We start from the raw sequence: 20,595 nt of genomic DNA, 5'->3' as shown, positions 1-20,595 counted from the left end.
AGACAGACCAGGGAGGAAGCCAATGTTGAAGAAGACCACGCTCGCCGGCGCCGCGATGGCGCTCGCCCTGACCACCGCGCCGTCCTTCGCCAAGGAGCTCAAGTCGATCGGCGTCTCGCTGGGCTCGATGGGCAACCCGTTCTTCGTCGCGCTGTCGAAGGGCGCCGAGTTCGAGGCGAAGAAGACCAACCCCAACGTGAAGATCACCGCGGTTGGCTTCGAATACGATCTCGGCAAGCAGGTCACCCAGATCGACAATTTCATCGCCGCCGGCGTCGACCTGATCCTGCTCAACCCCGGCGATCCCAAGGCGATCGGGCCGGCGATCAAGAAGGCGCAGGCGGCGGGCATCGTCGTCGTCGCGGTTGATACTGCGGCCGAAGGCGCCGATGCCACCGTGACCACCAACAACGTGCAGGCCGGCGAGATCTCCTGCCAGTACATCGTCGACAAGTTGGGGGGCAAGGGCGACGTCATCATCCAGAACGGCCCGCAGGTCTCCGCCGTGATCGACCGCGTCGTCGGTTGCAAGAACGTGTTCTCGAAGAACCCCGGCATCAAGGTGTTGTCCAGCGACCAGGACGGCAAAGGCTCGCGCGAAGGCGGCCTCACCGTTGCGCAAGGCTATCTGACCCGCTTCCCCAAGATCGACGCCATCTTCGCCATCAACGATCCGCAGGCGATCGGCACCGATCTTGCGGCGCGCCAGCAGAACCGCAGCGGCATCGTCATCACCGCGGTCGACGGCGCGCCCGATATCGAGGCCGCGCTGAAAGATCCGCAGTCGCCGCAGATCCAGGCCTCGGCCTCGCAGGACCCGTTCTTCATGGCGCGGCGGGCCGTGCAGGTCGGCGTCGGCATTCTCAATGGCGAGAAGCCGGCCTCGACCGTCGAGCTGCTGCCGTCCAAGCTCGTGACCAGGGACAATGTCGCCCAGTACAAGGGCTGGACCTCGGATCGCTCGCAGTAGGACGCCGTCCCTTTCTGAGGGGCCAACTACGAAACGACGGGCGGCATGTTTGATCCACGCCGTCCGCAGCGCAAGGCCGCCAACTGGCGCCGCTCTAGCGGGCGGTGGAGGGATTGGTTCGCGCGGGTAACACGGCAGATGGGGATCTGCTCGCGAGAGCGCGGGTCTTGGGTTGGACATGCGAGCCGTCGATCACCTCGAGCCGGCCGCAGCGGTTCAGGGTGTGGAGCTTCCTGCCGGGCCATGCCGGTCCGGGCTTCAGGGAATGGCGGACGATCTGCCTGAATGTCGTCGGCGACAGTTCGACCACTTCCGCAAGCGCGAGGGCCGCCCCGTATCCGTCGGTGCAGTTCTGAACCGGGCGCCACAGTCTGCCGTTGATCGTGACGAAATTCCCCGCCGGCCGCGTGCTCGCGCGGTCGATCAGGACCGGATTGCTGGCGTGCGGCAGCCAGGGGCCCAGGAGGTGATCAGCGTAATAGATCGCCAGCGAATCCGAGTAGCCGCCAGTTCCGTCGCGCCAGGCTCCGAACAGATAGTGCAGGCCGTTGTGCTGCGTGATCGTGACATCGGCCAGCTCGAGTCCCGACAGCAGCGTCGCGTGCCGCTCCCATTTGTCGGGGAAGCGAACGCACTTGTAGAGAGCGACGTCCTTGTGGATCGAGCTCTCCGGAATCATCCACAACTCGCCACCGTCTTCGATCAGAAACGGATAGGAGAGGTGCCAGGGCTCCTCCAGCACCGGCACGGCCGCGCCGGTCGGCCCATTGTCACCGAACTCGATCGCCGAGATGATGCCCTTGCCGACGCGGTGATCGAGGTCCTCGAAGAAGACGAACGTTCGCCCGTGCCACGTGATCGGAAAGGGATCCGCGTAGAAATGGCTGCCGGGATCTCCCAGCACGTTCCAGCTTGGACCTGATAGATCGCCGGTCTGCCAGACGCCTGCGCCGTCATTGAAGCGCCAGCCGACATGCCAATGCGGAGCATAGCAGCAGAGGCGATAGATCTCCTTGGCGATCGAGACGGCAAGGCCGCGTGTGACGTAGCCGACAGGGCCGCGGCGCGAGCCGTTGCCGGCGAGGGGCGCCAGCTGCGGCACAATCCGCGGCCTTCCCGACAGGATCGCCGCGACCATGGTCAGTGTTCGCGCCATGACGGTTTCCAGCGCGCCGCCGAGGCCTGCGGCAATTTCGCTGGATGGATGGCCGCGATCGAGAACCGAGCCGTCGATCTCGTTGACGATGTCGATCACCGGCAGGTCGCCGGCCAGGATGGCGGCGAGCGCGGCGTTTTCGCCGGCGACGCCATTGAACAGCGGACGGAGATACAGCCGGGCGGAGTTGCTCGGATCGCGCGCGCCGCCGGTGAAATCGACGATCACGTCGGCTGTCTCGGTGCGAGCCTGCGGCGGCGCCGAATCGACGTTCAGCCTGTTGGCGCCGCTGTGCTGGCTCTTGTGCAGCACCATGCGCTCGAGCTCGAACAGGGCGTCGAGACCTGCGGGCCGCGGCTCGGCCGTTGCCGTCCACGCGATTTGAACCGGAACGTCCCGGCCGTCGATCGATAGCGTCTCGCGGCTCATCCAGCGCCGCGCGTACTCACGTTCACAGCGAAACTCGATGATCATGTCGAGCCCATCATTCCAATCGTCCGGTCAGAGGACCTGGCCGAGAATTCGAACGTATTCCTCCACCATGGCATCTACCGAATAGCGCAACCGCAGGCCTTTGGCGTTTTGTCGCAGCTCGTCGCTCAAATGCTGGTCCGTCAGCAGCCTGGAGACGGCCGCCGCCAGCTTCGCATGATCGGAGGCGTCGACGAAGAGCGCCGTCGGCTTGCCTTCGTAAGACAACACTTCGCGCAGGACAGGAAGATCGGTGACGACCGAGGGAACACCGGCGTTCGCCGCTTCGACCGCAGCCAGACCGAAAGTCTCGGCCTGGGTCGGGAACACGAACACGTCCAGGCAGGCGAGAAAGTCCGCCATCCGGCTCGGGGGGATTTCTCCGAGCAGATGCAGCCTGTCCGACACCTTCAACTCGCTCGCCAGCTGCCTCAGCCGGGCTTCGTCGGCGCCCTGGCCGGCGAGCGCGAGATGCCAGGACGGCTCATCCGGCAGCAGACGGATGGCCGCGTCGAGCCGCTTGTGCGGATGCAGCCTTGCTGCGCAGCCAAGCAGGACGCGATCCGGCGGCAGGTTGAATCTCTGCCGGGCGGCCTCCTTCGTCAGGGTGAGGGCCTTGTCGTCGAAGCCATGCGGCACATGCACCATGCGCGATCGGTAGGCTGCGGGATAGCCCGAATATTCGCGCTCCATATCGTGCGAATTGAGCGTGATGCGGTCGAAGAAGCCGGCGCTGCCCATGACGATGTCGGCGGTGCGAACGGGCCAGCTCATCGACAGCGCGGATGAAACCTGATTGGCGATGACAGGTGCGCGGCTGACGAGGCGCGTCACGCCGGCGCCGATGACGTTGCCGAAATGCTGGAATGTCAGAACGGCGTCGGGCTCGATCGTCCTGACATGACGGCCGAGCGTCCACAGCATCCGCAGCAGCGCCAGCGGATTGCCCGGCCGGCTCGGCGCGCAGTAGAGCGTATCGGGCGGCTCGTCGAAGGAATCCGATTTGCGGAAGAAGAAGAGGTTGGTGACGCGGTAGCCGCGCGCGGTCAGCCCGGCGCCGAGCAGCCTGGAGATCTCCTGCGCGCCGGCGTTCTCGGCCTGGGTTTGCGCGAGAAGCACGTGCAGCTTTCGTCCGCGGCCGTTTGACCGCGCAGGTGCAGTTGCGGTCGTCTCGCCCAATTCCTTGTTCGGCTGATAGTGGAGCACGGATCCCGACCCGCTAGAGAAACGAAATCTTCACCTTCTTAACACCGTACCTATCATGCGGGCATCGCGTGGACACCGGCTAGACACAAACGGAGTTAATGCAAGGCTCGGTTGTTGAGATCGTTCGCGCAGCCATTCTACTGGTTCCCGAACGCTGCGCAGGAAGCGCGTTAACCAATCGGACCTGCGCGGCGCAGACTCATGGCCAAGGGCTGCAGAGCGATGCCACGATTGCGGACTATTCACCGGGGTCGATGCCGCGGACGGCATATTTGCCGCGCTTCAGGGCGCCGAAGCGCAAAAGCACGAGGATTGAAGGATCCACGCCCGTTCGCCGGCGGCAGAGGACGTTCAGCGCAATGGTTGCGAGCGCCAGCGACACCGTGGCGGAAATCGCCGCGCCGAGCAAGCCGAGCCAGGGAATGAGGACGAGAAATCCCGCGAGCCGCAGCGCGACGTTGGCGGCGACGACGGGAACATAGATCCGTTCGTGGCCGGTCAGCTGAAGGATTGCTGCGGACGGGCCGCCAGCGGCCTGGATGGCCGTTCCGATTGCGAGCACGATCAAGACCGAATGCTGCTCGGTGAAATGAGGTCCGAACAGGTTGAGGAGATAGGGGCCGCCGACCCAGACGGTGGCGAGCCCGGCGGCCACGCAAAGCGCCGTCACTTCCGCCATCAACCGCAGCGTTCGCTCGAACTCCAGATGGTTCTTGCTGAAATACAGCGAGGGAAGGCGGCGCGCGCCGAACGTGTACAATGCCGCCGAAACCATGGCGAAGATGTTGGCGAGGCGTGAGGCGGCAAAATAGATTCCGGCCGTCGTTGGATCGAGCATCCAGTAGACGAGGATGACGTCGAAATACTGGTTTGCGACCTCGAGGATGGATGCGAGCCAGAAGTGAAGGGCGCTCGAGTTCCAGCGAGATGTTTCGGAACGCGCAGCCGTGCCGCGCAGATCAGGCAGCACGCGTGCGATCGAGATGATCTGCGCAGCGAGGCTGACGGACATGGCAACGGTCATCACCGCGAACAACTCGGCGGGATCAAGCTTCCGGTGTACGAGCAGCATGGCGAGCAGGAAGAGGACGACGATGACCCGCCAGAAGAACTCGCGATTTCCTTCGCCCATGAGGATGCTGACCAATGAGCGTGCGACCTGGCTGCCGAGCATCACGCCGGCGTTCACCGCCGTGTAGGCCGACACCGCGAGGATCAGCACCCACCAGTCGCCTCTCATGTTCGCCGCAATGGCGATGCCGACAATCACGATCAGCATGGCGACCGAAGTGATCTTGAAGCTCGACAGCAGCACGCCTTTGGTGAGGTCCGGCCGCTCGCCGACCTGGTATTCGTTCAGGAAGCGAACCAGCAAGGATTCCTGCCCGACCAGTCCGATGACGGCGGCGATCTGCGCAACCGAAAGCCAGGTCGCAAAGATGCCGAAGCCGTCGGGCGACATCGTTCGCGCCGCCAGCGAGAACAGCGCAAACGCAAGCGCGCCGCTGCCAACCTTGAGGAGGATGGTACCGACGACACCGCGCGTGACGTCACGCCGCAACAGCTGGAGGATGAATTCGATCATGGAAATCTAAGGAGCGGCTCTCTCCTGAAGAGACATGTTCCGGTATTGGCGACAACCTAGCATGCCGACAAGCCCCGAGTGTTAATGGGCAGCGTCCAGGTCCGCACCGGCGCTGACGATATCGAGGCGACGTCGGTTGCTTCACTGTGGAACATCGTCGTCCCCATTGTCCCAAATAGAGCAAGGCGCGGTTCGGACCGACCGGTCGCGTAGTGCGGCGACGACGGCGGAGAAAGGAGAGACCAGCGGTTTGACGGCGGGACGGCTCGCCGGGATCGGCCGCCACGCTGTCAAAAGCCGCTATTGACGGAGATTCCCCAGCAAGAGACGTGCCGGCCGTCGCTGGGAGGGGCCGCCTTCCCGCTCGTTAACCTCGATATCGAGAAATCATCGCATTTGGCCCTGCGATGCCAGATCAGGCGGGAGAATTGCACGTGCGACTTTAGTTGACCGTGGGAGCCCAGATCATGACGGCGGATAGAACCGTGACCGAGCCGAACGCCGCAGCCGACACTTCGAGTATCGCGGCGGACATCGCGATCGTCGGTGGCGGCCTTGCAGGATCGCTTGCGGCTGCGGTGCTGGCGCGGGCAGGGCATCGCGTCGCCCTGATCGAAAAGCGCGCGGTTCATCCGGACGAGTTCCGGGTCGAAAAGATCGGCGGCCATCAACTCGAGTTGTTGCGCAAGCTGGGTTTCTTCAACGCGCTCGAAAACGTCGCTTGTCGATATGACCAGGTGCTCAACATCCGGGAAGGCAAGGTGGTCGATGTCAGCGTCGGTCAGGCCTATGGATTCTCCTATGCCGATCTCGTTGCCATGGCGCGCAGCCAGATACCTGATCCGTCCAGCCTGATCGTCGACGAGGTCACCGCGATCAGCAGCAGCGACGACGTCCAGCATCTCGAGCTGGCCTCGGGGCGGCGCGTGACCGCGCGCCTCGTCGTGCTTGCGACCGGCATGGCGACGGCTCTTGGATACAAGCTCGGTATCAAGCGACGGATTCTGGCCGAGCGCCATTCGGTGTCGTTCGGCTTCACGATTGTCCGCCAAGACGGTCGCCCGTTCGATTTCGCGGCGCTGACCTGCTATGGCGAGCGCACGGCGGACGGCATCGACTATCTCAGCCTGTTTCCCGTCCGCGCCGGCATGCGGGCCAATCTCTTCATGTTCCGTGACCCGACCGATCCGATCATGCGCGAGCTGCGTCGCGAGCCGGAAGCAACGGTCTTGCGTCTGCTGCCGGGACTGCGGACCTATCTCGGCGATTTCCGCGTCATCGACAAGGTCCAGAACTGGGTGATGGATCTGACCGTCGTCGAAGGACACGTTCAGCCCGGAATCGTGCTCATCGGTGATGCCTTCCAGACCAATTGTCCCGCCGCCGGGACGGGCGTCGCGCGCCTGCTGGTGGACGTCGATCGTCTTTGCACCGAATATGCGCCGAGATGGCTCACGACCCCTGGCATGGGCCAGGACAAGATCTCGCAGTTCTATTCCGATCGCGACAAGATCGCGGCGGACCAGCAGTCTCTGAAGATGGCTCGCTTCCGCCAGGCCCTGACGTCTCGCGACGATATCGGCTGGGATGTCCGGCGCCGGCTGCACTTCCTGCGGCGCAGCCTGACGCATCGCGTCGATCAGATGCATCCGGGCTGGATTGGACGCGTTCGCGGCGCGCTGCGCGCCTGAGCTCCGCGCGTCTTCGCCAGCTGATGGATCAGCGCGTGGGCGTTGGCGTGCGGGCGGGCAGGAGCCGCAGATCCGATAGCCGCTTGGCCGCCAGCTTCAGCCACGGCGCCTGCTTCAGCGCAAACAGCGCGACGGCGCCGGCGGTGCTGCCGACCTGCGTGACCGCCCACATCGGCGAAGGCTGCCCGCCGAACAATTTCTTGTATGGCTCGTCGCCGATGGTGAAATCGAGCATCTCGTCTCCACGCTCGATACAATCGCGCGCGACCTGCTCGAACATCAGCGCGCCCAGGGACTGGCTCTTGTAGCCGGAAATGTCGAAGGCGCTCATGATGATGAGGAAGCTGCCGCGATGGCACAGTCCGAGCACGGCGGCGATCACTTCGCCGTCCATCTTCATGGCGTAGAGGCGCACAAAGCCGCCGAGACCACGGAGCGCCACGTCGGAATAGAAGCCGAAATATTCGGGACGCTGAAGCAGGTCTCCGTCGCCCTGCGCCTGAAAGCGCGGACCGCGAAATTTCTTCATCACTTCGAGCGCTTCGAGCACGGAGGTGCCGTCGCCGCAGCATGAAAAGCTCAGCTCGCCCTTCTTCTGGAGCTGGCGATATTTCTTTGCGAGCTCCTTCTGGTAGGACCGATCGATCGCGCTGGACCGCCATTGCTCGAACGGCGCGACGAGAACCGTCGCGTAGGCGTTGGTGTCCATCGAGACGCGACGGGATGTCGCCAGCAGGTTTTCGATCGGCAGCCGCGCGTCGGGCAGCTTGGTCATGCGCAGCAGATCGAAAGGGCGAACGAGGCGTTGAATCTGCGCGCATGCTGCCGCGTCGTCGAGCAGTTGCGAAAAGACCTCCGGGCTGCAAACCGGTGCCAGATAGTCGGAGACGCGCAGGTCGGCGAACTCGACGGTTCGAATCGGACCACGCCGGATCCGGAGCAGGGGCAGCACCATCGCGAGGGCACCCGTTGCGCGGTAGCGGAGCACGACGATCAAAGGTGTTGCACCGGCATTCGAGGCAAGCCGGGCATAGAGGCTGTGCAGCCAGATCGGGTGCTGAAACGCGGTAGCCGCCGACCGATCGAACAGCTCGGCATATTCCGGAGACAGAAAGTCGAACGACGGCTCGATGCCGATGTCGAAATTGTTGCTGGGCTTGTTCATGCGCAATCAGGGAAACCGGACAATTCGCGAAGATCGATCGAGCCGTAGCTGCGGTTTATAGCAGGGTCGTTTCGGGCTAGACACCGGCGGCGCACGATTTGCATTAATGTGCTCAATCGCGTTGGTATCGTTACCAAATCCTTAAGTCCCGGAGCCGCCTGGCCTCCACAATCGTGTCGCACGCTTACATGGTCCCGAATTCGCAGCCAATGACTCTCCTCTCACGACGAGAACTGCTTGATAAGGCAGCCCGGATAGCGGCGTTGGCCGCCTGGTCCGGTGGCGCAGCCGCCGACGATTACCCTGTCCGGCCCATCCGGCTGGTCATTCCCTATACGGCCGGCGCCGCAGGTGATCAGATCGGCCGTCCCTGGGCCGACAGGGTCGCCCCGCTGCTGGGGCCGATCTATGTCGAGAACATCGGCGGCGCGGGTGGCGCGATCGGCTCCGCCGCGGTGGCGCAGAGCGCGCCCGACGGCTATTCGCTTCTGCTCGGCAATGGCAGCACGCAGGTGATGATTCCGTTGACCTCGGCGCAGCCGGCCTATGACGGGGTTCGTGACTTCCGCGCCATCTACCGGCTGATCACCAGCACGCTCGCATTCGCGGTTCATCCGTCCTTGCCGGTCAAGGACCTGCGGGAGCTGGTAGCTTTTGCCAAGGCCAATCCGGGCAAGCTTTCCTACGGCACTCCGGGCGTCGGCACCGGCAATCATCTCGTCGGGGAATTGTTCAGGCAGCAATCGGGCCTTGCCGCGGACTTCGTCCACGTTCCCTATCGGGGCATGGGGCCCGCGACCAACGATCTGGTGAGTGGGCAGATATCTTCGGTGATCGCCGTGGTGTCGAGCCAGATCCTGCAACTGCACTCTGCGGGCAAGCTGCGGCTGATCGCGGTGACCAGCGATCATCGGTTGAGCGGCGCGCCGGAGATTCCGACGGTGACCGAAGCCGGCATGCCGGGCCTCAGATATGCCGGCTGGTTTGGCTTGTTCGCTCCAAGAGCGACTCCGGATAAGATCGTGGAGCGGATCGCCGCGGCGACACGCACGGCGATGGACGATCCTCATTTGCAGGAAGGCTATCGTTCGCAAGGTCTGGAGCCGGACCCCGATTCAGGTCCCGACAAATTTCAGCGCCTGGTCGAGGACGAACTGGCGCACCTTGCTCCCATCGTCAAGTCGATCGGGCTCAAGCGCGACTGAGCGCGAATTATCCAAAGCGTATTTGAATCGTTCCAGGCGTTCGCCTGTCGATCGCTAATGATCGAGGCATTCTAAGTCTCGGTGCACGCAATTGCGTTGCCGTCACGATGACGTCTTCCTAAAGAGGCAAGGCAGCTCGCTCGCATTCGAATGTCGCCGCCAGGACGATGGCAGCGAACGCGTACGCGTCTGCAGAGCAATTGATCGACGGGGCATATGTGCCGGCCGGGCTCGGATGCGAGGAGCTGCTCTTCGGTCCATGACCGTTGCCGGCCAGGTGCGAAGCCGCTTCACGGCGGCTGCGCGCTATTGATGAAGGACTTGCTGGGAATGCGGCGTAGGGGTGGGGTTGGGACGGTGGCGCGCGTAGCAGTGGCGCTGCTGGGTGGAGTGGCGTTGCTCACGTGGTTCGAATTGCCTGCGCGATCCCAGACATCGCAAGGCGGAAGCTCTCTTCCACCGGTGACCGTCGAAGCGCCGGCGAAACAGTCGGCCCGTCGTGCGCCTACCAGGCGAAATGATGCCCGCGTCCGATCGACCGCGCGACGCGTACCGCAAGCTCCAGCGGTCGCGGTGCGATCGCAGTCCGCTGTCGCCCCGCCATTCGCCGGCGGCCAGGTCGCCGAGGGCGCGCGGCTCGGGCTGCTCGGCAACACCAGCACCATGAAGTCACCGTTCAGCGCGACGAGCTATACCGACAAGTTCGTTCGGGATCAGCAGGCGGCAACCGGTGCGGATGCCTTGATCCTCGATCCCTCCGTGCGAAGCTCCCACCCGACCGGCGGAGTGGTGGATTCCTTCAACATTCGCGGATTTCCCATCAACGAAGGCAACAATGGCGAATTCGCCTTCGAGGGGCTTTACGGAATCGCGCCGACCTATCGCATCTTCACCGACTACGTCGAGCGCATCGAAGTGCTCAAGGGTCCCTCGGCCGCGCTGTCGGGCATGGCGCCCAATGGCGGCGTCGGCGGCGTCATCAACGTCGTGCCCAAGCGCGCGGAAGAGGATCTGACCCGTCTGACCGCAAGCTACGGCTCGACTGCGCGCTTCGGCGGTCACTGGGACGTTGCGCGGCGTTACGGCGATGGCAAGGAATGGGGCGTGCGCGCCAGCGGAAGCGTTCGCGACGGCAACACGCCGATCGATCGCCAATCCGAAACGACCGGTGTCGGATCGCTCGCGCTCGACTATCGGGGCGAGCGCTTCAGGTCATGGCTCTATCTCATCGCGCAGACCGATCGGTTCGATGCGCCGTCGCGTCCCTTTCTGATGGCGACCGGTCTGCAGGTGCCGAAGGCGCCGGACGGCAGGCTGAACGTGACCCAGCCCTGGGAATGGTCGCGCATCACCGACCAATCCGCCTTGCTGCGGACCGAGTACGATGTCAGCGACCAGGTCACGCTGTTCGCGGATGTCGGCGGCTCCAAGACCAATGTCGAGCGGTTCTTCGGTCTTCCGACGATCGTCAACAATAGCGGGGACACCACCTCTACGCCCCAGTACTTCGGCCTCAGCATCGATCGAACCACCTATGATGGCGGGGTCCGCGCTCGTTTCGACACGGGGTTCGTCCATCATGCTCTCGCCGTTCAGGCCTCGGTCTATCATGACGCCCTGTACCGGCGGCTGACCAACGGCACTTTGGTCACGTCGAACATCTACAATCCGTCCGTCGCGCCGACCCAGTTCGCGAACGAGATCAGCGGCCGTCCGCGGCTCTCGGACAGCGAGCTCACGGGGCTCTCGATTGCCGACACCTTGTCAGTGCTCGACGAGCGTGTCCTGCTGACCCTCGGTGTCCGGCGCCAGGGCATCGAGGCCAACAACTATCTCTCCAACGTCGGAACGCTGACGTCGTCCTATGACAAGAGCGCAGTGACCCCGGTGGTCGGGCTCGTCGTCCGGCCCGTGGATAACGTCTCTCTGTACGCGAACTATGTCGAAGGTCTCGCCCGGGGCGACGTCGCTCCGCAGACCGCGTCCAATTTCGGCGAAGTGCTGCAGCCTTACGTCGCCAAGCAATACGAGGCCGGCATCAAGGTGGATTTCGGCCGGGTCGCAACCACCTTCAGCGCCTTCGAGATTTCGAAGGCGAGCGGCGAGCTCTCCGCCGGGCGCTTCGCGGCGACCGCCGAACAACGAGTCCGCGGGCTGGAGTTCAACGTCTTCGGCGAGCTCAGGCCGGATGTTCGTATCCTTGGAGGCGTCTCGTTGCTGGATGGCACGCTGACGAAGACCGCCGTCGCTGCAAATGTGGGCAACACGCCGATCGGCGTGCCGAACGTACAGGCCAATATTGGTGCGGAGTGGGACCTCCCGTGGATGAGAGATCTCACTGTGAACGGAGCCGTCATCTACACGGGCAGGCAGTTCATCGACTCCGCGAACAAGCAGTCGATTCCGGAGTGGACGCGACTCGACCTCGGCGCTCGCTACATCACGGCGATCAACGGCAAGAAGACGGTCTTCCGCGCAAACATCCAGAATGTGACCGGCGAGAGTTACTGGTCCAGCGTGGCTTCGTTCGGAACGTTCTTCCTGGGAGCGCCACGCACATATCTCCTGTCGATGACCGTGGACATGTGAAACGCCCCCACGCGGTCTTGACGGAATGATCGTCAGAGAGCCGTTGGCGGTAGCGCACCCGCCGGCGACCATCGATGACGAACGTCGGGAGGCGGTCAACTTGGTCAGCAAGGTGGATACTTGCTTGCCTATCGCAGCACCGCATGCCGCTCCCGCGCCGTGTGGGGAGCTTCAAAAATCCTTCATTTAATCAATGGGGTGATCTCCCTTTCCACGCGCCTTTGGCCGTAGGGCCGAAAGTGGCGCGGCTCTTGCTCTTGTCAGTATGAGAGTTCTTGATAAACATCATACTGCAGGGCGGGAGTGATGGAGCAGGCGGTGAAGCTGACTTTTCGGACGATCGAATCCGGAACGCTGGTGCTGTTCGGGGGGCTGATCGCCGCCAACATTGCCGCCTGGGCCTGGGCCTTCGCGCTGTTCGGAGACCGGCCGACAGTGCTGGCGACTGCGCTGCTGGCCTGGGTGTTCGGCCTGCGCCACGCCGTCGATGCCGATCACATCGCCGCCATCGACAACGTCGTGCGCAAGTTGATGCAGACGGATGGTGCGCCGCATAGCGTCGGCCTCTATTTCGCGCTCGGCCATTCCACCGTCGTCGTGGTCGCGACCTCGTTGCTCGCGCTCGGCGTGGTCGGCCTCGGCGGCGACAGCCTGCTCAAGGAGATCGGCGGCCTGATCGGCACGTCGGTGTCGGCGCTGTTCCTGCTCGCGATCGCGGCCATCAATCTCGTCATCTTCGCCGGCCTGTGGCGGACGTTTCGCGCGGCGCGGGAGCAGGGCGTTCACGATGCCGAAGGCCTCGATAGGCTGCTTGCCAATCGCGGTTTCCTGGCGCGACTGCTTGGCCCGCTGTTCCGCCTGGTCACGAAACCCTGGCACATGTATCCGCTCGGCTTCCTGTTCGGGCTCGGCTTCGACACGGCAACCGAGATCGGCCTGCTCAGCATGTCCGCCACCGAAGCCGCGCGCGGTGCGTCCGTTGCCGATGTCTTGGTTTTCCCTGCGCTGTTCGCCTCCGGCATGGCGCTGGTCGACACCGCCGATTCCGCGCTGATGGTGAGTGCCTATCGATGGGCCTTCGTCGATCCCCTGCGCAAGCTCTGGTACAATCTCACGATCACCGGCGCCTCGGTGGCGGTTGCGCTGCTCATCGGCGGGATCGAGGCGCTCGGGCTCGCCGCCGACCGGCTCGGCCTGTCCGGCGGCGTTTGGACGCTGGTCGAGGGCCTCAACGAGTCGCTCGCCAATGTCGGCTTCGCCGTGATCGCGCTGTTTGCGATCGCCTGGCTCGTCTCGGTGGTGCTCTATCGTCGCCTCTTCGAGGGTAGCCGGCATCGGGCCGCAACGAAAGCTCTGGAATGCGCCGATGCAACCGAAGCGGCGTGAGCCCCGCCTCGGCGGCGGCGCGCTGACGGCACTCTCGGCCCTGGTGCTGCTTGCGGATGACGGCCGCGCCTTCGCGCAGAGCAGCAACACCTCACGCGAGTTGCCGCCGATCGAGATCGGTGGCGGCCAGACGTCGGCGCGCAGGAAGCCGGTCGCATCGCGCCACACCGGCAAGCCGTCGCCGGCTGGCCGTCGGATCTTCGTGTCTCCGGCGGCAGCGCAAGGGGAGGATGTGCGTAGCGTCGCATCTGGTGCGAAGAACCCGACCAGCATGGCCAGCGAGATCACCATCTCGGGCGAACAGCTCAACGCACGCCCGTTCACGCGGCCGGGCGAAGCGCTCGAAGCCGTGCCGGGTCTCATCGTGACGCAGCATTCCGGCGAGGGCAAGGCCAACCAGTATTTTCTGCGCGGCTATAATCTCGACCATGGCACCGACCTCGCCATCACCGTCGACGGTGTTCCCGTCAACATGCGCACGCACGCGCACGGCCAGGGCTATGCCGATCTCAACTGGCTGATCCCGGAAACCGTCGCGGCGGTGGATGTGCGCAAGGGTCCGTACTTTGCCGAGGAAGGCGATTTCGCTTCGGTCGGAAGCGTCCATGTCGGCTTGATCGACCGCACCAGGGGGCTGGCGCAGGTGAGCGTCGGCAGTTTCGGCTACCGCCGTCTGCTCGGCATGGATTCCGCGAAGGTCGGTGACGGCGCGCTGCTCGTGGCCGGCGAGATCGGCACCTACAACGGCCCGTGGGACAATCCGGACAATGTGCGCAAGCTCAACGGCCTCGTGCGTTACAGCCAGGGCACCGCGACCGATGGCGTGTCCGTCACCGGCATGGCCTATGCCAACGGATGGAATTCGACCGACCAGGTGCCGCAACGTGCGATCGCATCCGGCTTTCTCAGCCGCTTCGGCTCGGAAGATCCAAGCGACGGCGGCAACACCAACCGTTTCGCACTCTCGGGCCGCGTCGCGCAGACCGACGATGCGGGTTCGTGGAAGGCCAACGCCTACGTGGTGAAGAGCCAGCTCGATCTCTTCAACAATTTCACCTACTACCTCAGCGATCCCGTGCTCGGCGATCAGTTCCACCAGCACGACGACCGACTGATGGTGGGTGCCAACATCTCGCGCACGCTGAACGGCTCGTTCGCAGGGTTGCCGATGCAAACCACCTTCGGCCTGCAATCGCGCTATGATGCGATCGACCTCGCGCTCACCAACACGTTCCGGCGCGGCTTTCTCTCCAACATCCGCAGTGACAAGGTCGGCGAGGGCAGCGTCGGCCTCTATGCCGAGAATACCGTGCGATGGACCGATTGGCTGCGGACCAGCGTCGGCTGGCGCGGCGATTATTATGCAGCCGACGTGACCTCGCTGTTCAACGCCAGCAATTCCGGCCGCGCGGATGCCGCGCTCGGCAGCCCGAAATTCAGGATGGTGCTCGGCCCGTTCAATCATTCCGAGTTCTTCCTCGGCGCCGGCTACGGCATGCACTCGAACGACGCCCGCGGCGCCACCACGACGGAGGATCCCAGCGATCCCGCGACGAGGCTGACGCCGTCGCCGCTCCTGGTTCGGACGAAGGGGGCGGAGGTCGGCGTGCGCAGCAGGATCGTTCCCGGCCTCGACAGCTCGCTCAGCCTCTTCATCCTCGACCAGGATTCCGAGATCCTGTTCTCCGGCGATGCCGGCGACACCTCGGCGACCCGCGCCAGTCGCCGCTACGGCTTTGAATGGACCAACCACTACCGGCCCCGGTCATGGATCGACATCGACGCCGATCTCGCCATGACGCATGCGCGCTTCCGCGGCTATGACAGCGCGCAGGCGGAGGTCTATGCCTCGCTCGCCGGCTATCCCGAGGCGCAGATCGGCAACGCGCCCGGCAACTACATTCCGAACGCGCCGGCAATGGTGGCATCGGCCGGCGTCACGCTGGGCGAGAAGACCGGCTGGTTCGGAGCCTTGCGCTGGCGCTATCTGGCGTCGAGCCCGCTGACCGAGGACAACGCGTTCCGCACTTCCGCGACCAGCATCTTCAACGGCCGCCTCGGCTATCGCATCGACAACGGCTGGCGTCTCCAGCTCGACGTGCTCAACCTCCTCAATACGAAGGCGAACCAGATCTCCTATGCCTATGGGTCGCTGCTCAAGACCGACACGCTCTATAACCTCTGCACGGCAGGCACCGCGCCGACGTCGGTCTGTCAGAACGGCGTAATGGACCACGTGCTGCACCCCGTGGAACCGTTGACGTTCCGGCTTACCATCGCCGGGACGTTCTAGGTTGACCGAGGTCGCGGATCGAATGAAGCGCTCGATTGAGTGACGGCACGCCGAGCCGACTGCAGGGGTCCAGTCGTCGTGAACGCGCAGGAGTTTGCGCTCCCACAAAGAGGGCTGGATGAAAATAGGGCGATTGTTGCATCGCGGGTGCTCCGACGCAGCGTCCTCTTGGCGAGCCGACCCCTCGGTGGAGTTGATCCAGCTCAAAATATGACGCGATGGATGATCAATATTCAGACACCAAGATCAAACATCAGGGATGAGACGATGATGGCGCCCACTCCGGTTGATCTTGAGATCGCCGCGGAAATTCCGGTGTTCAGCGGACTTGAGCCGCAGGTGCTCGCGGTCCTGCTCGGGCCAGCCAGCATCTTCAACCTCCGTCCCGGTCATACGCTGTTTCGTCAGGGCGAACCGGCCCAAGCGTTCTTCGTCGTTCTGGATGGCTGGATCAAGCTGTACCGGGTCACTCCCGCCGGGGACGAGGCCGTGCTCGATGTGGTCACCAGGGGTGAGAGCTTGGCCGAAGCCGTCACGTTCACGTCCGGCCGCTATCCTGCTACCGCCAGCGCCGTGACCTCGGCCCGGGTGATGGTCATTCCGGCCGACCACGTCATCGCCTGCATTCGCCAGATGCCGGATGTTGCGATCGCGATGATCGCCTCGACCTCGCAACATCTGCACCGCATGGTTCAGCAGATCGAGCAGTTGATGGCGCAGAGCGCGACGCAGAGGGTGGCCGAGTTTCTTGCCTCGCTGGCGCCCCGGACCAAGGGGCCGTGCACGATCACGCTGCCCTACGACAAATCGTTGATCGCCGGCAGGCTCGGCCTGAAGCCGGAATCGCTTTCGCGCGTATTCGCCAAGTTGCGCCTGGTGGGTGTCGACGTGCGCGCCTCGAACGTGGCGGTGCGCGACATGGCCCAGCTCTGCAAGCTCGTGGCCTGCGATCGCATCAGTGCGCGCTGCCCCGTGAAACCGAGGATGATGTGCGCCGAGCCGCCCGCGCCACGGGCGATCCGGCCCGAGGTGAAATCGGTGCCGGCGTGATCCTCATGCTCCCAAGGCTGGCGAACGCCAGTCTCCCTTCATTTTCCACAACCCGCGCCGGCGTATTCGAGGCGTAACCCGACTAATTTCACTCACACAGGAGATGATGAAATGAGGCGTGTCCTAATCGCAATTGCAGTCGCTGCGGCTTCGGTCGGTGCCGGCTATGCGCAGGATGTCACGGCGGGCGCCACCGCTTTCAAGAAATGCGCCAGTTGCCACGACGTCGGCGCAACCGCGAAGAACAAGGTTGGCCCGGTGCTCAACGGTCTCGATGGCCGCAAATCAGGATCGGTTGCCGGCTACAATTATTCGGACGCGAACAAGAATTCCGGCATCACCTGGGATGAAGCGAGCTTCCTCGATTACATCAAGGATCCCAAGGCCAAGGTGCCCAACACCAAGATGGCATTCGCCGGCATCAAGAACGAAGCCGAGGCCAAGAATCTCTGGGCCTATCTCAAGCAATACGACGGCGACGGCAAGACCAAGTAAGCCAAGACCAGCAGCCTAAGACCAATCGCCCCGCGGGCCGACCGTTCGCCCGGTGTGCATCGTGGCTCAGCCGACGATGCCGTCGTGCGGGCCGGCGGCCCAGGTTGAACGACGCCCTGCCGGATCGGTGGCCCAGATCGCGGTGCCGCTCAGCCGGGGCAGCAATGCTTGAATCTCATCCGCAGATGCGATGGCGAGCGCCGTCGACAACGCGTCAGCCATTGCGGCCGAGCGATGGTGCACGATGATGGTGCGCCAATGGGCCGCACTGCGGCCGCTGCGCGGATCGAACAGATGGTGCGCGGCGCCATCGGCACCGAGCACGCAGCCCGAGCCTTCTGACGTGGCAAGAGCACCTTCCGCCAGCTGCAGCGGGCCGGCGCCGCCGCGCGCGATCAGCCATGGCGATCCGTCGCGGCGCGGGGCAATCGCCCGCATCTCCCCGAGATCGACCAGGATGTTGGCGAATCCCTTCACCGCCAGCATGTCAGCCACGCGGTCGGTGACGTAACCCTGGCCAAGACCATTGAGCGTCAAACGCTGGTTGTCGCCGAGACGAATTGAATCAGGCTCGATCCTGACAGTTCGCCAGTCCACCGCCTGCCTTGCGCGGGCAATGATTGCTTGCGGCGGCAGGCCGGTGTGGCTCCTGTCCGCGAACCATTCGACATGGGCTTCCCACAGCGCCTGCACGGTCGGGTCGAACAAGCCGTTCGTGACGGCTGCGATCTCCAGTGCCAGTGCCAATGCGCGACGCAGATCGCCGCCCGGCGCGGTGAGCGCGCCATCGCGATTGAGCCTGCACAGCTCCGATCCGGATCGAAACAGGCTCAGCTCGTTTTCCAGGCGGTCGATCTCCGCTTCGACCAGCGCGGCGATTCCTTTTGCTGCTGCCGGCTCGATATCGTTGAACAGGATGCGCGCATCCGCACCCATCGCCGTGCCGCGCCATTCGAAATCGGCCCGGGCTGGACTGGCGGGACCCGCGATGGCGACCGCAGCGGCCGATGCGAAGATGGTGATGGCGCGACGACGTGTCGGACGATCAGGAAGCATCGTGTCTCCTCACGACGGGTGGGAAGGAGCTTGCGGCAACGGCTGGCGCCGCTGTGCGCGCTTCTTCAGGTGCAGACAGACGTCCTGGTCGAAATAATTGGCCTGGCACTTCAGGCAATAGATGCATTCGTTGGGGTTGATCTGGCCGAGCGGATGAATCGCCTGCACGGTGCAGCGCCGTGCGCAGACGTGGCATTCCGCGCCGCATTCGCGGTAGCGCTTGAGCCATTCGAACATCCGCATCCGCGCCGGAATCGCGAGTGCCGCGCCCAGCGGGCAGAGATAGCGGCAGTAGAAGCGCTCGACGAACAGGCCGGCGAGCAGCAGCAGCCCGGCATAGACGCCGAACGGCCATTCCCGCAGGAACTTCATGGTGATCGCGGTCTTGAACGGCTCGACCTCCGCAAGCTGGAAGGCCGTCAGGATCGAGCGCAGCGAGATCGCCAGGATGGCGACGAAGAAGACATATTTGATCATCCACAGCCGCTCGTGCAGCCCGAACGGGATCTCGATCTGCTTGATGCCGAGCCGACGCGCGAGCTGATTGGTGAGCTCCTGCAGCGTGCCGAACGGGCAAAGCCAGCCGCAGAACACGCCGCGGCCCCAGAACAGCATGCTGAATGCGACGAAGCTCCAGAGCAGGAATACCATGGGATCGAGCAGGAAGAGCTCCCAGCGAAAGCCGGAGAGCAGGGCATGGATGAAGGTCAGGACGTTGACGACCGAGAGCTGCGCGTTGGCGATGAAGCCGAGGAACACCAGCGTCAGGAGCAGATAGCCCGTGCGGAGGCGATAGTAGAACACGCCATGGGCCGTCACGCTGTCCTGGAAGATCAGGATGGCCGCCAGCACCGTCAGCATGGCGCCGAGCACGCCGATCTCGTAGCGTCGCGCCCACCAGATCTCCTGCCACACCGCCTGCACCGGAGCGGGGGCGGCCGTCGTCGATGCCGGGGGCGGCTCGGCGGGCGCGGCGATCAGGTAACGCTCGGGAATGCGATAATCGAGCGAGACCACGGCGGGACCGCTCGGTGCGGCGCCGGCGCCGAGATCGACGTCGAGCCGGAATGGCTTGGTCGAATCGAAGCCGCTCGCCTGCGGAATGCGGAACACGGCGATCTCGCGCAGCTCCGGCGCGCCAGCGGCGTGCAGCTGCTCGACGGCCGTATGATCGGCCGGTTTGAGACGCAGCGTTCGCGAACCCTGGACGATCTCGATCCGGGTGAACGTTCCCGCCTGACGCCACTCCGTGCCTTTGAACGAATAGAGTCCAGACGCGCCGATCAGGAGCAGATCGTCGTCGGGGCCGATCTTCGCCGTCTCGCTCTCGTAAATGCGCTGGCCGAGCAGGCTCTCGCCGATCGGCGGCGGCGTGGCGAGCGCCATCCAGAGATCGATGAAAGCCTTGTCGGGTTCGTTGTCGCGCGTGCCGAGCAGCTTTGCCGCTTCGCCGCGGCTCACCAGCCGTCGCTGCACCGCGCCCTCGGCGAGCAGCGAGGCCCAGGAGGACCGGCGCAGGGTTTCACGGTCGAGCCGTGCAGCCCGCTCGGGCGCGCTGGTCCGGCTGCGCAGCACGGCGCGCGCCGAGCGCACGATCGCATCACGAATCACGGTGCTCGTGATGGTCGCGCCGGCGACGGCGTGCGGGCCGCGCGCGGTCTCACCAGCGGATGTGAGCGTGGTGCCGCCGCGCACGTCGAAGCCACGGAAACTGGCGACATAGGCGGCCAGCGCATCGCGGGGAATTCCGATCACGAGGATCGGTTCTTCATGCGCAACGATCTCGGCGCCGGCGACGATGCCGGTGGGCGTCACCGCCGCGACGATATCGAGCGGCCGGCCCGCATAGCCGACGGAGCCGGAGACATCGAGGCTTGAGAAGGCGTAGCCGAGCACGCGCCCGTCCGCAGCCCGCACCAATGCTGCCGGCGGCTTGCCATCGGCACGGTCGATCACGACGGGCTCGGAGAAGAATTTTGCGGCGACGTTGAGGTCGGCTGCGTTTGCGCTGCAAAACATCGACGCCAGCATCGCCAGTGCGGACAGAGCGTGCCGTGCAGCGGCGAAGATGATTCCGGACGATCGCATCCGACGGATCAGGCAGCGTTGTCGGCGGCGCGCATTGAGGTGGATCAATGTTGCGATTAACCGCGGTCAAGGAGAGTTCCTCGGATTCCCTGCATAAGGCCCCATCGGATTCTCATGCTGGAGGAATGTAATGCGAGGCCGAGCTTCCCTGTTTCCAAAGCTTGCAAGCTGCGTTGCAGCAACGAGCCT

General features: G+C 64.3%; 14 protein-coding genes. 8 read left to right on the top strand and 6 right to left on the bottom strand.

Annotation, left to right across the window (positions count from 1 at the left end):
• Positions 1 to 22: 22 nt before the first annotated feature.
• The gene (locus tag TSA1_RS19235; protein WP_100177729.1) at positions 23 to 970 is read left to right on the top strand and encodes an ABC transporter substrate-binding protein; all 948 of its coding nucleotides are present in this window, start codon (positions 23 to 25) and stop codon (positions 968 to 970) included.
• A gap of 94 nt (positions 971 to 1,064) precedes the next feature.
• On the opposite strand, the gene TSA1_RS19230 is transcribed toward TSA1_RS19235, so the two are convergent.
• From TSA1_RS19230 to TSA1_RS19220, 3 genes are all read right to left on the bottom strand, one after another.
• A complete protein-coding gene (locus tag TSA1_RS19230) occupies positions 1,065 to 2,600 on the bottom strand; it encodes a glucosamine inositolphosphorylceramide transferase family protein (protein WP_100177728.1) in 1,536 nt (511 codons plus the stop codon).
• Between the two features lie 27 nt (positions 2,601 to 2,627).
• A complete protein-coding gene (locus TSA1_RS19225) occupies positions 2,628 to 3,803 on the bottom strand; it encodes a glycosyltransferase family 4 protein (protein WP_100177727.1) in 1,176 nt (391 codons plus the stop codon).
• Between the two features lie 238 nt (positions 3,804 to 4,041).
• The gene (locus tag TSA1_RS19220) at positions 4,042 to 5,388 is read right to left on the bottom strand and encodes a lipopolysaccharide biosynthesis protein (protein ID WP_100177726.1); all 1,347 of its coding nucleotides are present in this window, start codon (positions 5,386 to 5,388) and stop codon (positions 4,042 to 4,044) included.
• A 467-nt stretch (positions 5,389 to 5,855) separates the two neighbouring features.
• Here TSA1_RS19220 and TSA1_RS19215 point away from each other — a divergent pair, with 467 nt between their 5' ends.
• Entirely contained in the window at positions 5,856 to 7,079 is a 1,224-nt protein-coding gene (locus tag TSA1_RS19215; protein WP_100181213.1) for an FAD-dependent oxidoreductase, read from the top strand.
• A 28-nt stretch (positions 7,080 to 7,107) separates the two neighbouring features.
• Here the strand turns inward: TSA1_RS19215 and TSA1_RS19210 are convergent, their stop codons facing one another.
• Positions 7,108 to 8,244, bottom strand: a complete 1,137-nt coding sequence (locus tag TSA1_RS19210; RefSeq protein ID WP_100177725.1) for a GNAT family N-acetyltransferase — start codon at positions 8,242 to 8,244, stop codon at positions 7,108 to 7,110.
• Positions 8,245 to 8,453: 209 nt separating this feature from the next.
• Between TSA1_RS19210 and TSA1_RS19205 the strand changes: the two genes are divergently transcribed.
• The 6 genes from TSA1_RS19205 to TSA1_RS19180 all read left to right on the top strand — a co-directional run bounded on the left by TSA1_RS19205 (position 8,454) and on the right by TSA1_RS19180 (position 17,262).
• Positions 8,454 to 9,449 (top strand): Bug family tripartite tricarboxylate transporter substrate binding protein, encoded by a 996-nt coding sequence (locus tag TSA1_RS19205; RefSeq protein WP_100177724.1) that lies wholly within the window; start codon positions 8,454 to 8,456, stop codon positions 9,447 to 9,449.
• 573 nt (positions 9,450 to 10,022) lie between these two features.
• Entirely contained in the window at positions 10,023 to 12,038 is a 2,016-nt protein-coding gene (locus tag TSA1_RS19200; RefSeq protein WP_245448352.1) for a TonB-dependent receptor, read from the top strand.
• A gap of 306 nt (positions 12,039 to 12,344) precedes the next feature.
• Positions 12,345 to 13,424, top strand: coding sequence for a HoxN/HupN/NixA family nickel/cobalt transporter (locus TSA1_RS19195; protein WP_100177722.1), 1,080 nt, complete (start codon positions 12,345 to 12,347; stop codon positions 13,422 to 13,424).
• Entirely contained in the window at positions 13,405 to 15,717 is a 2,313-nt protein-coding gene (locus TSA1_RS19190) for a TonB-dependent receptor (protein ID WP_100177721.1), read from the top strand. Before TSA1_RS19195 ends, TSA1_RS19190 begins: the two co-directional genes overlap by 20 nt.
• A 222-nt stretch (positions 15,718 to 15,939) precedes the next feature.
• On the top strand, positions 15,940 to 16,767 hold the full coding sequence (locus TSA1_RS19185) for a Crp/Fnr family transcriptional regulator (protein ID WP_245448350.1): 828 nt from the start codon (positions 15,940 to 15,942) through the stop codon (positions 16,765 to 16,767).
• A gap of 111 nt (positions 16,768 to 16,878) precedes the next feature.
• Positions 16,879 to 17,262, top strand: coding sequence for a c-type cytochrome (locus tag TSA1_RS19180; protein ID WP_100177720.1), 384 nt, complete (start codon positions 16,879 to 16,881; stop codon positions 17,260 to 17,262).
• Between the two features lie 66 nt (positions 17,263 to 17,328).
• On the opposite strand, the gene TSA1_RS19175 is transcribed toward TSA1_RS19180, so the two are convergent.
• On the bottom strand, positions 17,329 to 18,318 hold the full coding sequence (locus TSA1_RS19175) for an FAD:protein FMN transferase (RefSeq protein WP_100177719.1): 990 nt from the start codon (positions 18,316 to 18,318) through the stop codon (positions 17,329 to 17,331).
• Between the two features lie 9 nt (positions 18,319 to 18,327).
• Positions 18,328 to 20,406 (bottom strand): NosR/NirI family protein, encoded by a 2,079-nt coding sequence (locus TSA1_RS19170; RefSeq protein WP_100177718.1) that lies wholly within the window; start codon positions 20,404 to 20,406, stop codon positions 18,328 to 18,330.
• Between the last annotated feature and the right edge of the window lie 189 nt (positions 20,407 to 20,595).

This window comes from Bradyrhizobium nitroreducens, assembly GCF_002776695.1.
In the GTDB taxonomy this organism is placed as follows: Bacteria; Pseudomonadota; Alphaproteobacteria; order Rhizobiales; family Xanthobacteraceae; genus Bradyrhizobium; species Bradyrhizobium nitroreducens.
This window is presented reverse-complemented; position numbering and strand designations above follow the sequence as displayed.